Source organism: Candidatus Palauibacter polyketidifaciens, from assembly GCF_947581785.1.
Taxonomy (GTDB): domain Bacteria; phylum Gemmatimonadota; class Gemmatimonadetes; order Palauibacterales; family Palauibacteraceae; genus Palauibacter; species Palauibacter polyketidifaciens.
In genome coordinates, this window is the sequence record NZ_CANPVO010000049.1 from 25,818 (window position 1) to 39,002 (window position 13,185).

The 13,185-nt window shown below is 60.5% G+C and carries 9 protein-coding genes and 1 pseudogene; 6 read left to right on the forward strand and 4 right to left on the reverse strand.

Going from position 1 to position 13,185, the window contains the following annotated elements:
* Positions 1-462 precede the first annotated feature (462 nt).
* The 4 genes from RN729_RS13405 to RN729_RS13420 all read left to right on the forward strand — a co-directional run bounded on the left by RN729_RS13405 (position 463) and on the right by RN729_RS13420 (position 4,453).
* On the forward strand, positions 463-1,146 hold the full coding sequence (locus tag RN729_RS13405; RefSeq protein ID WP_310785527.1) for a phosphoribosyltransferase: 684 nt from the start codon (positions 463-465) through the stop codon (positions 1,144-1,146).
* On the forward strand, positions 1,136-2,125 hold the full coding sequence (locus RN729_RS13410; RefSeq protein WP_310785529.1) for a DNA-processing protein DprA: 990 nt from the start codon (positions 1,136-1,138) through the stop codon (positions 2,123-2,125). The genes RN729_RS13405 and RN729_RS13410 overlap by 11 nt, the downstream gene beginning before the upstream one ends.
* A 2-nt stretch (positions 2,126-2,127) precedes the next feature.
* Positions 2,128-2,628 carry an HAD-IA family hydrolase gene (locus RN729_RS13415; RefSeq protein ID WP_310785531.1) on the forward strand — a complete coding sequence of 167 codons (501 nt, stop codon included), beginning with the start codon at positions 2,128-2,130 and terminating at the stop codon, positions 2,626-2,628.
* Positions 2,629-2,836: 208 nt separating this feature from the next.
* Positions 2,837-4,453 carry a DUF6119 family protein gene (locus RN729_RS13420; protein ID WP_310785533.1) on the forward strand — a complete coding sequence of 539 codons (1,617 nt, stop codon included), beginning with the start codon at positions 2,837-2,839 and terminating at the stop codon, positions 4,451-4,453.
* Positions 4,454-5,601: 1,148 nt separating this feature from the next.
* Here RN729_RS13420 and RN729_RS13425 read toward each other — a convergent pair.
* The 3 genes from RN729_RS13425 to RN729_RS13435 all read right to left on the reverse strand — a co-directional run bounded on the left by RN729_RS13425 (position 5,602) and on the right by RN729_RS13435 (position 10,845).
* Entirely contained in the window at positions 5,602-7,452 is a 1,851-nt protein-coding gene (locus RN729_RS13425) for a helicase HerA-like domain-containing protein (RefSeq protein ID WP_310785535.1), read from the reverse strand.
* Positions 7,449-8,708 (reverse strand): DNA double-strand break repair nuclease NurA, encoded by a 1,260-nt coding sequence (locus RN729_RS13430; RefSeq protein ID WP_310785536.1) that lies wholly within the window; start codon positions 8,706-8,708, stop codon positions 7,449-7,451. The genes RN729_RS13425 and RN729_RS13430 overlap by 4 nt, the downstream gene beginning before the upstream one ends.
* 685 nt (positions 8,709-9,393) lie before the next feature.
* Positions 9,394-10,845 (reverse strand): amidohydrolase family protein, encoded by a 1,452-nt coding sequence (locus RN729_RS13435; protein WP_310785538.1) that lies wholly within the window; start codon positions 10,843-10,845, stop codon positions 9,394-9,396.
* Positions 10,846-11,217: 372 nt separating this feature from the next.
* Here RN729_RS13435 and RN729_RS13440 point away from each other — a divergent pair, with 372 nt between their 5' ends.
* Positions 11,218-11,478 carry a hypothetical protein gene (locus tag RN729_RS13440; protein ID WP_310785540.1) on the forward strand — a complete coding sequence of 87 codons (261 nt, stop codon included), beginning with the start codon at positions 11,218-11,220 and terminating at the stop codon, positions 11,476-11,478.
* Positions 11,479-11,480: 2 nt separating this feature from the next.
* Positions 11,481-11,864, forward strand: coding sequence for a type II toxin-antitoxin system VapC family toxin (locus RN729_RS13445; protein WP_310785542.1), 384 nt, complete (start codon positions 11,481-11,483; stop codon positions 11,862-11,864).
* Positions 11,865-12,174: 310 nt separating this feature from the next.
* On the opposite strand, the pseudogene RN729_RS13450 reads toward RN729_RS13445, so the two are convergent.
* A pseudogene (locus RN729_RS13450) lies at positions 12,175-13,185 on the reverse strand (hypothetical protein); the annotation flags it as partial.

Here is a 13,185-nt window from a genome sequence, read left to right on the forward strand (position 1 = left end):
TCCAGGATGCCTTCCAGGCACGCGCGCGCCAGCGGGCAGGGATTCGAGCCCCTTGCTGCGACGTGGCGGACCATCCCGAGCGGGTGATCGGTCATACGACGACTCGGCGTCATGCCCAGCGGATCGCCCCTTCCGTTCGCGCGCGGGCCGGGCGATTTCCTGCTATCATTACCCTATGAACAAGGGACCCGACCTACACTGGATCGCCAGCTGCATCTGGGGCACCGCCGCCTCCACGCGGCGCTTGCACCCTCTAAGCAGGCTGTTCTCGACATGAGGGCTGCGGTGGATCCATCGGACTCATGGACCAGCGGTCCGAGCCTAGGCGGGCGCTCGTGGAGGCCGACCTGAGCCGCCAGCCGGTGACAAGCACCGACCGAGAGGTCAGCCATCTCGGACTCAGATCGGGTCGGTCACCTACTCTCCAAGAAACTAGGCCATGGAGGCAAGGGAGAGGTCGAGGTGCTTAAGTGGAGTGAGTTTCGCGGCTGGATGGCTTTCGACAGGTTATCCGAGGACGAGGGCGTGACGCGCGCGTTCACGGTCGGCTACCGCTTCAACGATGATCCCGCGGACCCGTGGACGGCTCGCTTCAACGCATTCAAAAGGCAGCCGCACGCTGCCCTCCGTCGTGCAGGAGCGATGATGCGGGATGCTGTCCCCAGTCTCGTTGAAGGTCTCGCCGAAGACCTTGGGCTCGTTACCTCGAAGACAGTCTTCGTCCCGGCGTTATCGTCAAGCGAAACGGTCGCGTCCCCCGGCGGCGTACTGTGGCGCTTGGCGCAGTTCTGTGCCGAATGCTCGGGCGTGGAATTCGCGGGGGAACGGATCACGAAGAACGCGCACGAGCAACTCCACGGGCACCACGACGCCTCGAAGAGGAGCGCCATTCTGGCCGCCGCCGATTTCAGGTCGGAAGAGATACGCGCCGATAACGTCCTGATTCTCGACGACTTCATCACGAGGGGTAGCACGATGTCGCACCTCGCGCGAGCCATGCTCGAGCGGAATCCTGAGCTCCTGATCTTCGCCGTCGCGCTCGGCAAGACGGAACGCCGTAGCTACTGTCGCGAGAATTTCGGCGTAGAGATATCGAACGAGCATGTGCCAAGTCGGTGGGAGAGGAGGTGGCTCGATGCGAAGTGATGTCGCCGGCGCGTCGCTGACCGCAGTCTCGATACTCGCGGTCATGAAGCTGAAGCGCATTGGGCGGGCGAGTGCCTTGGCCATCGTCGATCGGCCGATCAACGAAACACAACCCGAGAGTTGCCGCGAAGCCCTGTTGTACCGTCTTCGTGAGCAGCAACCCCGCGTTCAGTCCGCCACGATCTCGGATGCCTGGGCCAGGAGCGAGGAGCAGCTGAACCGAGGCTCTGAGCTAGGCGTGCACACTTTATCATTCCACGATGAAGGGTATCCTGCTCGTCTGCGGAAGATCTCCAATCCGCCGGCGCTGCTGTTCGTGAAGGGCAACGTGCAGGCCGTGCACGCGCCGCGGGCCTTGGCGGTGGTAGGAACACGCAAGCCAACGCCCGAGGGGAAGTGGCTGGCGCTGAGATCGGGATGCATAGCTGTTCAGAGCGGCTATGAGATCATCAGCGGCCTCGCTCATGGCTGCGACACTCTTGCGCACGAGGGGTGCCTTCAGGAGGGAGGCGTCGGAGTAGCAGTTATGGCGCACGGACTGGACAGAGTCTACCCGGCGGCGAATCGTGACTTGGCGGACCGGCTCCTGGACACCGGAGGCTGCCTGGCGAGCGAGTACCCGGTGGGCATGACGCCGTCACGCTCAGCGTTCGCTGAACGTGACCGTATCCAGAGTGGACTCTCCGATGGCGTGCTCGTCGTCGAAACGGATGTTCGGGGTGGGACGATGCATACTGCGCGCTTTGCTCTCAAGCAGGAACGGGCGCTCGCGTGCTTCCACCTCGAGCACTTGGAGAGCTTTCGTTCGGAGATGACCCGGGGCAACCAGAAACTCGTCCGGGAGGGGGACGCGCAGCCGATCAGAAGTCGCACGGCACTCATCGAGTTCCTCAACGATCTGCGGCCGCCGAAAGCGACGCCGCCTGATCCCGAGCCCACGCCCGCGATTCGTGACACGCAGAGGTGGCTCGGATTCTAAGCGTGATTATCTTCGATTTCGATCTCACCCTCGTCGACACGAAGCCCGTTGAAACACTGCGAGCGGCCAAAGAATGGCGCTTGGTCATGGCTCGGGTGCCGGAGCTGGAAGTATACGATGGCGTGCACGAGCTCCTCTCCGAGCTCGATGCGAACCGCCAGAGGCTCGCGATTGTCACCAAGAGCCCGGACATGATTCCCCGGGCGTTCGTGCGTCGGTACGGGTGGCCAGTCGACATCGTGATCGGTTACCACCAGGTGAGGAAGCACAAGCCGGACCCGGAGGGTCTGGTTCGGGCCATGTGCCAGGCCAGCGCGACGAGCGCTCAGACATTTCACGTCGGAGATCACCCCGAGGATACGGAAGCCTCCCAACGGGCTGGCATCGCGGCAATAGGGGCGGGGTGGGGATCGACAGATGTCGCACTTCTCAGAGCATCGAATCCCGATTACCTGTTCACGTCTGTGCAGGAGTGCCGGGAATTCCTGTTGTCAGTCCCGTAGGCGCGTCGCAGACATTGAGTGATGATCGTGGTTGCCGTGCCCGCCTAGCGTGGCGAGCCCGCTGGAAGCGACAACCAGTCCAAAGCACCGATGGAGTCAGCGCATCGCTTGACACGCACCGTTTACAGCGTACGATGACGCACTTATCCAAGGCCAGTTCAACTACTTGCCACCCAACCTCCATCCCTCTTGCCGGATGTGCCATGTCATGGGTTCCAGTCACTACTTTTCGATTTACCTACTAAAACCCAGCTACAACGCGTCGTCGGCTCTGCGCGACGATCACGACCTCGTCCCGAACGTCACGGCGGATCGTCTGCCCCCAGGCGCTTCCCTGTATCTGTCCGAAAAAATACCGATACAGGTCTGGTGGAAGGAATATTTTGGCATCGATCGTGATCTCAAGCAGGCATTCAAAGGCGCTCTCGTCTTCGTTCCGGCGTCCGAGAGAATATTTGCCTTCTCATTCGGTCGCGCCTATCACAGCCTGAAGAACGCGAGCTACGAACCTGATTTTGGGTTGCGAGTCACACTCAATCTCGTCGACGCCAACAAGATCAAGAATACGGATATCGTCGAGCCAGCCAACGCCCGTCGGCGACGGACCCAGGTCCCTGTGTTGTCAGACTTAACGATCTTTGATTTCGATCACGACAGCTCGGTACTCAAGAACCTTGCTGGCAAAGCAAAGGCGGCTCATGAACACCTTGTTCGAAACGTGTCTGGTCAAGACAGTCTCCGGATCAGCTCGGATGTTGAGGCATCGAATCTCCCTATGCTGTGCGAAGAGTTGTTGACGCACTACCAGTCGAATGACTATGAGAATGTATTTCCAGGGATTCGCGCCATTTCCCGGGTTAAAGATCCATCCCTTATCGAGCAGCTTGAGGAAAAGCTGGTGCTCGGTTTGAGAGGAACCGATCCGGCATTGTTACTTGGGGTGCCAGACTTTGTGGACTACGCTAGGCCGGTCCAGATCAGATACCGTGGTGCGGGTGGCAAGTTTGTACGAGATGATGTCGCGCTCGAATTGTACTACGAATATTTGTATACGAGGAACGTGTCGCCGGAATCGATCGAGCTGGAGGACCTTCAGCGACACAAGATCGAGCTCGTGGACGAAGACATGCGGCCGGGAGACAGGCATTCAATTAGGAAGGCGTTGATCTATGACACGCACTTGGAGGGAGAATCGGCCGGCTATCACCTGTTAGAGGACGTGTGGTATCGCGTGGAGAGAGATTATATGCAAATGCTGGAGACGGATATAGGAGAAATGTTTCAAGACACCGATCTACCTCCGTATACGCATGACCATAAGGATGAGAAGGACTACAACAGTAAGATGGAGGAAGAGCATAGCGGAGCGCTCTGTTTGGACGGTGAAGACATTTCTCCGGCGGGTGCGACGCAGGTAGAGCCCTGCGATTTCCTATGCGTGGAGGGGAGCGAGGGCGATGGGGAACCAGACGTCACGTTCGTCCACGTGAAGCGGTCTACGAGATCGAGCGGGCTGAGTCATTTATTTAGCCAAGGTACAGGGGCCATGGAGTTGCTGCTGTCGGAATCGGATTCAGTAGAGAGGTTGGAAGCGTTGGTGGCGAACCGCGAGGAGAGGTTGGGGGGTGTGCGATTGGCGGAAAGGCTCGGAGATAGGACGGTTCGGGTTGTCTTTGCCGTCGTGACGAACAAGGATCCACGCCGAACGTGGCGGAACCTACCGCTCTTCTCGAGGATCAATCTCCGCCGTGCGAAGCGCCAGTTTCAGTTGATGGGCGTCCCGGTGGCGATAGGATACATCCGGAACGAAACTTCAGGCGCGTAGGAAGCTCCACTAAGTTCTGTCCGGGCTACCTGGGCCGAAGCCTTCTTTGTGTATTCGGTCACACGCCTAGCGGAGCGCCCAAGCAACCTTCTCCCCCACGTCGCACATCGGAGTTAACGACGCCAGGGGGAAGTGGGCGCGTTCGGTGACGCCTGCCGCACTGCGCGGAATGCGCATTGTTCACGATAACGGTGGTTTTGTGACAACCAAGAGCCATCAATCGCTCACCGGCGCGTATGCTAGCTCATTTGCCAAGATATTCAGACAATCAGCTGTTGCGCTAGGTCTTACAACACGGTAGTGTCGTCGTATCATCTGAATCCTATTTCGTGGACCAAACCACAACTCGTCTTCCAGCTTCAACCAGTACGAGTGTTGCGTCTCGTTGTGGGACCGCAATGCGGCTACGCAAGTCGCCAATCGCAACTCATCGGCAAACTCATGAATACTGCTACACATATGTGCTCTAGTAATATCTCTGTGCAACAAGACCCGACGCAACACATCCTCTCGTCCAAAACGGTAACTGTGAAACTCTCCGTGGGTTATCGTAAGATGTCTGGGTCGGAGGAGTTGCAGGAAGAGCCCAAGTGTCGGTAGCGTAGAGCCACATGTATCCAAGTCGACCATATCGATAGGCACACCAGCACTCCGCACACCCGCAGCAGCCACAACTGCATCACCGGTATATATGCTGACTCGCTGATCGTCGCTTCTAGCGTATGATTCCCATCCGTCTAGGCCTCCCTTCTCTCGGTGGAAGTCGCCATCCAATAAGTGCCCCTTCAACGCTGCGGTCTTCTTGGACGAACGGTCGACCGAGAACACGTGCGAGGCACCGCTCAGCCACTTCATCGTCTGGTGGCCAGCCCCCGCGTATGCTTCGAATACATTCGTCGGGGTGGTGCTGCTAGCCACCTTCTCGGTGAACGCAGCCTTCTCATCCCGATATGACTTGCCGAACGTGTCTTCGCGGATGCGTAACCGGCGCTTCTTGCAATTGATCGACGCCCGCGTCCTATTCGGCAAAGCCGCCCGCAGCTTCTTGATGGCTACCACCCCGTCCTCCAATAGAGCCAACAACGTCTCTTCTTCCCGTTTGCTCCACGCCTGTGGCGGGCCGTCCGCTCGCCGCCGTTCGAGCTTGGTCATCGCTCTGTCCTCGCTCGTCCCTTCACTGCCTCCCAGTACGGTGTCATGGCCTGGTGTGGCAACGGCGGCGCCCAGCCGTGAATCCTCACCCAGTCGGGTGTTCCGTTGAACGGCGATTTCACCCAAAATTGGCCGTGTCCGAAGCGGGCAGCAATCATGGCTGACTCTTTGTCCAAATGCGCGTACGATCGATTCCCCGGATCCAGCTTCATTACGATCCGTGTCGGACACTGCTCGGGAACGATCTTGTGCAGGTCTCGGGGACTTTGTGTGCTGAGAATCAAGTGAATATCGAACTTGCGGCCTTCTCGCGCGAGCAGTTCAAATGTCCGCCGCAACCGATCAAACGTACCCCTGGATCCCACGACCGGAGGTCTTTCGGGCACGATTTGGTGCGCCTCGTCAAAAAACACGAAGACTTCTTTCAAGTCTCGTTTCCTGCGATAGAGCCACCGGACGAGCTGCATCTGCCACATTAGCCGCTCTTCGTAAGCCAGATGTTCAAGATACACGATCGTCGTTCCGTCAAAATCAAAAGCATCCAACGGATTCCGGTCGAGATCCATCGACGGCTGGTGATGGTCAAAGTAGTTTTTCAGGTTGCTAAGTGCCCGTAGGGCTGCCCACGCCGTTGATGTGTAGTAGTTGGTACCGCCGCGACTCGTAAAGGAACTGCTCTTCGCCTTTTGCGCCTTTTGCACATGCTGGCGGATTCTCATCTCCAGACGGTCGATGGTGACTGGTGTGTTTCGGCGCTCCAAATCACCAGCCTCCTCGTCCAGCAGCATTGCGGCCTGCTCTGACGTAATGCGGAAGAGATACTCTACGTCAGAGGGTCTACCAAGATCTTGGAGACGCATCCCAATCTCATGGACCGCCACCCCTCGATTCCTAGCCAGCCTTTTTAGGAATTGAACAGAATCAGACCGGTCCCTCGACACGGGCAGCACGAGATTGAACGGACCAACGTTTTTGATCGCGTCCGGCGGGCTAAGCACCTGATCGTCTTTCAGATGCCGTTGCCACGGCTGGGGTGTGAGGAGTGGCACAAATGCAGGGTGCTTATCAGATGGGTTGTTGTTGAGAAAGAGTTGCGTGAGATCTCCCTGCACGTCGGTCATAATGACCCGATACCTGGGGTTCTTGATTTGGCGGATCTCAAGTGCCAGGTGCTTGAGGAGTACAGTCTTACCGCTGCCACTTTCGCCGACAATGAACATGTGTTTGTTGTCGAGACGTGCGATATCCCACCGATAAATGAGAAGTTCACCATTCTGTTCGTAGGGACGGCTACCAAATCCCACAGCCCCGAAAGGAATGCCCTGTTCGCGTATCGCCAATAGCTGGGACAAAACAGGTGCATCTGCCTCGGTACTAGGAAGTAGGTTTGGAAAGAACAGGCGACTCGAACCCGATGGCGGTCGCTGCACGGCGGATCGCGCGAATGTGTTCGCCTTGGAGTCTGGACCCCGGGTCAGCTCTTGGTTTAGCCGGACGCGTACCAACATCGGTTGAACGGAATGCGGACCATGTAATCCTGTGAGCAAGCGATGCGGATCATCCGCCTGGTCCTCCATGTAGAGCAGTGTCTCTCGGTCTGGATGAAAGGGTGATGTGCTCCGTACTCGTACAACCGTCCCGTCCAACCACACTTTTTCACCGTGCCGGTCGTCTTCAACAAGTACGCGCGATCCGAAGGCAAGGTCAGGCATGGCCTCTGGATCATGCAGCAGGTACTCAGCGAACGCTCCTGACTGGTCAACCGAGAAGGGATTACGGACGTCGGCATAAGGGACGGCGGCACGCGCCTCCACGGACTCGGCCGGATTCGAAGCTGATTCGGTCATACGTAGACCTCTGGAATATTGAGGTTGCTGTTATGTAACGCCGCGGTTGCTCGCCAGCGTAACCTAGATATTTCCGACGTTAGTTGGCAGCATCGATCAGCCTGCATCTGGATCAACGGTGCTTTTCTGCCTAGTTCGTGCTGCCACGCCACCAAACGCAGGGCCCACTCTACCTTTTCACAGTCACGCTCCCACATAAACTGCGGAACCTCCATCCGAATGTACCGATGAGGTCGGGAGCGACTAAGGTAGTAACATACCAGCGGTGCTAACTCCTCCTCTTGGTCAACGACTTTTCTCCGTGCGCGTGGAACCGCTCGAACTAGCGGTGTTCGATCACCAGGACTCATAATCCTAGGCAGCAACACCGAATCCGTAGACACGGACTCTAGAGTCGAACGAGTGATGTTCTGCCCCGGAAACCAGTGGTCGCGCAGATCTGATTGACCAAGCAATAGCTCAAGCAGCAGCGTGGACTCAGAAACCCGTTTTGAGACGGATACCAAAACCTGCTCGTGCCATTGGAAGACAGGAGCCAGCCCAGACACCGTGTCGGCAGGAGAAACGCTAGTCGAGAACAGCGGGCCATCTCGAATGCACACGCCACGTTGGTGAAAGGGGACATCTCGTAGCAGTGCGAGTTCTAGATTCTGCTGTAGACTCACGGCCAAGCCTAGTGCCTGAGATCCGGGGTTGCTGTTGGCCGCGCCCGCTTTGTGCCGGTACAAGAGAGGCTCGGAGAGCCCTTCAGGGTCTAGCGCTAAAGCCAGCAGGTCGAAATTCTCGGACCCGGAGGCGGGTCTCCTGACGTGTGAATACAGGTTGTCATCGAATGCATTACCGTCCACCAACAGCAACCCGGCAGAATCAAGAGTCTTGTGGTTCGTATATGGCTTATCGGGCGATTCCGAATACTTGAATGATACCAGAGCGCTCCGGGCTATGATGAAGTAGAATGATGCATGATCGAAGCGTTGATTACTGCCGTCGATACTGTGGATATGAACTCCAGCGACGTCGTGACGGTCCGGAAGTGGGAGGGGACGTGGTGTCGCGTGGTCTTCCGCCAGTTCTATGGAGTGGTAGGCGTGAGACTTTAAATCCAGTTGTTGCCCATAAACGGTCTGCTGGAGTGCTTCTAGTGCCTCTGCTGACAGGGCAGGCAAGTCGGTGGGGGGACCTCGTGGTGGCAGCTTGCGGTAGTCCGCGTCGTTGCGGAGCGAGGTTAGCGCGCCGGTGAAGAGGTTGTCAAGCATCGTGTCTCTCGGTTTACGGAATCGCGAACGGCCTCCACGGAGGCCTTCCAATCGGATCGACCCTACGCTGAGTGAGCCAGTTCCGCGACGAACGGGAGATCCAACTGGGCCCGTGAAGTCTAGCGACGGCGAGGGAGATGGCTGTGTAGCATGGCGGCACGTCTACGGTGACGGCGGGGGAGATTCCAGTCGCGCTGGTTGTCTCAGCGGCGATCCACGTAGGTAGGGGAGCGGGACGACAGATTGGCGTGACCTCGGCTTGCTCCATGATCCGCTCCGGAAGCTCTTCATGGCGTGTGCACTCGGTGTCAGATATCGAGTTGGTCAATATAACACCGCCTCCCTCGCGGCGAATCGGCTCTCACCGAACTCGCCAGCGGTAGCGATTCCCCGCCGGACGCCACCATTTCTAGGCGCCATCCCCGATCCGCGCGGTGAGCGCCCCGCCGTGGGCCGCCCGAATGACCTCACGCTGCACAGGCGGCTCGATGGTAGCTGGGAATCTGACACGATGCCGTATCATTCAACGGCATCTCGCACGATCTGCCCGTATTCTTGAACTTGATGTCGGGCTCTGCCGGACATCACCGACGATACGACGGACGGCATCCGTCAGCCTGTCATGGCCCGTACTTCCGTAGGTTGCCGGCGACTCCCGGCTAAGCACCGACGGCCGGGTCGCGCGCTACGGCGCCCGCCATCTCCCGCGGCGCAGCAGTTCACCGCTGCCCGCCCCTGCCAGCACCTCCCCGTTCTCGTACACCACCTCGCCGCGGCGGAGCGTCATCACGGGCCAGCCGGTGACTTCCCACCCCGAGTAGACCGAGAAGCCGGCGCCGGAGAACATGTCCTCGTCGCGGATGGTGCGCGTCTCGTTCGGGTCCCAGAGGACGATGTCGGCGTCGGAGCCCACGGCGATCGTGCCCTTGCGCGGGTAGAGGCCGAAGAGCCTGGCGGCGTTAGTCGAGGTCACCGCCACGAAGCGCTCCTCGGATATGCGTCCCCGGACAACGCCCTCTGAATAGAGCATCGGCCGCACCACCTGGAGGTTGCTCAGGCCGGCCCGGTGACTGGAGATGGTCTGCGACGGGTCCAGCTTCTCCTCGCGGCGATAGGCGACGTGGTCCGTGGCGAGGACGTGCACGGATCCGCTGGCGATGCCCGCCCACAGGGCGTCCTGATCGGCCTGCTCGCGAAGCGGCGGCTGTCCCACGTAGAGCCCGCGGTCGGGGCCCTCGAAGCGCTCGCGGGTGAAGTGGAGGTAGATGGGGCGGGTCTCGACGAAGACGCTGAGCCCGCGGTCCCGGGCCTCCTGCAGCACCCGCAGCGCGCCTGCGGAGGAGACGTGAACCGCGTAGATGGGCGCCCCGGTGGCCTCGGCCATGGCGACCGCGCGCTGGCAGGCGACGACTTCGGCGAGCACGGGCCGGCTGTCCGGGAAGTACTCGAGCGAGGTGCGCTCGGCGGCTGTCAGCTCGGCGATGGCGTGGGCCAGGATGGGCCAATCCTCGCAGTGCACCATCGTCAGGATGCCGGCGCGCCCCGCCTCGGCCATCGTCGCCATATGATTGGGCACTGCGGCGTCGAACGTGGTCCACACCATGAAGATCTTGGTGCTGGTCTGGCCGGTTTCGCCGCCGAGGGTCGTCATCTCGGCCTGCTCGGTTCCGGGGGTGATGCCCGCGTGCAGGATGACGTCCGCGATCGCCTGCTCACCGATGACCGCCGCCTCGCGCTCGATCGCCTCGGCGAGGGTCTGCTCTCCGGCGGGAAAGGCGAAGTTCGAGATCGTGGTGATGCCTCCCGCGAGCGCCGCCTGCGACCCGGTGCGGTAGTCGTCGCGGGTGCGTCCCCCCAGGTGGACGTGGGGATCCACCCCGCCCGGCATGACCCGCAGCCCGGTGGCATCGATCACGCGGGCGCCGGCCCCCGCGGCCAGTCCGGTCCCGATCTCGACGATGGTCCCGTCCCGCACCCGCACGTCCGCGTCGAATCGCCTCTCCGAGGTGACGACGGTGCCCCCGCGGATGAGGATCTCCTGCGTGGCCGTGACGGCCTCGAGCGGGCTGGTCGCGGCCAACGCCGCGAGGAACACGCAGTGACGGCGGAGCATGGGCACGGATCGTCGGAAGATCATGGCGAATAACATGCCGATCGCGAACACCGATCGGAACAGCGAGATCGCAGTGGAGGCACCCAGCGTGTGAACCGGGCCGAAGGTGTCGAGCGCAGCATCCCGAGACGTGTCGCCTCCTGCTCGTCAGCCCGGGTGGCGGATCGAGCCTGAGCAGAAGGAACATGATGGGCAGCACCCCGAGCAGGACCAGCGCCCACCGCCGGTTGATCGCGGGGTCGGGTGGTCCAAGCCGCGCAGGGGAGCGGCCTTCAATGTCGCTTGGCCCCGCGTCGCCCGACCGCGCACGCCCCACCGGTCGGTTGACGTTTCACAGCTGCGATTCTTATTTTGATTCAAACTAAATCACAATATGACTCATCATGAGATCAGGAAATGAAACAGCTCACCGTTAGAGGCCTCGGGGACGATCTGACCGGGGCGATTCGCCGTTTGGCGAACCGCGACGGAACATCGCTCAACCGAGCCGCCGTCAAACTGCTGCGCCGGGGGGCGGGGCTGGAGGGCAGACAGGCGGCCGACGCGGTCGGGTCGTCGCTGGATTGCTTCATCGGCTCCTGGAGCGACGCGGAGGCGGACGAGACCGAACGGGCGCTCAGGCACTTCGAGACGATCGACGGGGCCATGTGGGATTGAGGGTGCTGCTCGACTCGAACGCTTATGTGCAGCTCATGCGGGGAAGCGAGAACGTAGCCGGGATCGTGCGAAGAGCCGAGGAGGTTCTGCTGTCGACGATCGTGCTCGGCGAACTGCTGTACGGCTTTCGCTACGGCGCGCGCTACGAGCGCAACGCCCGCGCGCTGCGCGCCTTCCTCGACAATCCCTACGTTACCGTGGTGCCGGTCGGAAAGACCACGGCCGACCGGTACTCGAGAATCGCGGCGGCTCTGCGAGCAAAGGGCCGCCCGATCCCCACCAACGATATCTGGATCGCCGCCCACGCCATGCAGACGGGAGCCGACCTGGTGTCGGCTGACCGCCACTTCGAGCACGTGGAAGGAATCGCCTGGGTTCGCCTCTAGCCGCGTGGTCCGCGTCGTGGTTTCGGGTCCAAGAAGCCATCCGCGACGCTTGCCCCGCAGTCGCCCCACCGCGCATTACTCCTGCACGCGACGCGCCGCACCGGAATCCGGAGTTGCCATGCCCCAGCCGCAGAGCTACGCGAACCACGCCAGGCGCCCTCCGCTGTTGTTCCTCGTCGCGTGGTCCCTCGCCACGGCCGCTACGGTAGGCGTCGGATACCGGGTTGTCGTGGATTACAGCGCAGAGACGCTGGCGCTGTTCGTGGTCGCCGCATGTACGGCGATAGGCCTGCCTCTTGCGCGGCGCTTCTCACTGGGCGTTCAGGACCGGGTGATCCGCCTGGAGGAGCGCCTCCGCCTGGAAAAAACGCTGCCGGACGAGCTGAAGGGCGAGATCGAGCGGCTGACGACGGACCAGCTCATCGCTCTGCGCTTCGCGTCGGACGCGGAACTGCCCGGGCTGGTGCGCCGCGTCCTCGCGGGTGAGCTGACGAGCCGGAAGGCTATCAAGGAGGCCGTTGAGAGCTGGCGGGCGGACCACCAGCGCATCTGACAGGGGGGCGAGGCCCGCGACCCGGACAGGATCCGCGTGTTGGAGTATCGATCCACGGCTCCCGGACGCGCAGTCTTCCCCTCCGTTGTGGTCTTCGATCGAGTCCAGCCACGCCTGGAATCTCTCATCGGTCGGCGCGCAGAGATCGGTCTCGTACCAGTGGAAAAGGGAGAGCGACAGTTTCACGAACGTTCCAGGTATCGGACCCGACAAGTTCGTCTCGCGGATCCACATCCTCTCCAGCGATTTGAGGCTCCCGAGTTCCGGCGGAAGGGATCCGGTCAGCGCGTTTCGGGATAGACTCAAGTCTGTGAGATTCCCGAGACTGGCCAGTTCGGCCGGGATGGGCCCCGTCAACTCGTTGTCCCAAAGAGTCAAGACTTCGAGATTCACGAGATTTCCGAGTTCGGGCGGAATGGATCCCGTTAGCTCGTTCCCTGAAAGAGTCAGGTCTTTGAGGTTGGCGAGATTGCCGAGTTCGGCGGGGATCGGCCCCGTCAACTCGTTGTCCCAAAGAATCAGGAATTCGAGATTTGCGAGATTGCCGAGTTCGGCGGGGATCGGCCCCGTCAACTCGTTGCCCCAAAGAATCAGGAATTCGAGATTTGCGAGATCCCCGAGTTCGGGCGGAATGGATCCCGTTAGTTCGTTCCCTGAAAGAGTCAGGTCTTTGAGGTTGGCGAGATTGCCGAGTTCGGCGGGGATCGGCCCCGTCAACTCGTTGCCCCAAAGAATCAGGAATTCGAGATTTGCGAGATCCCCGAGTTC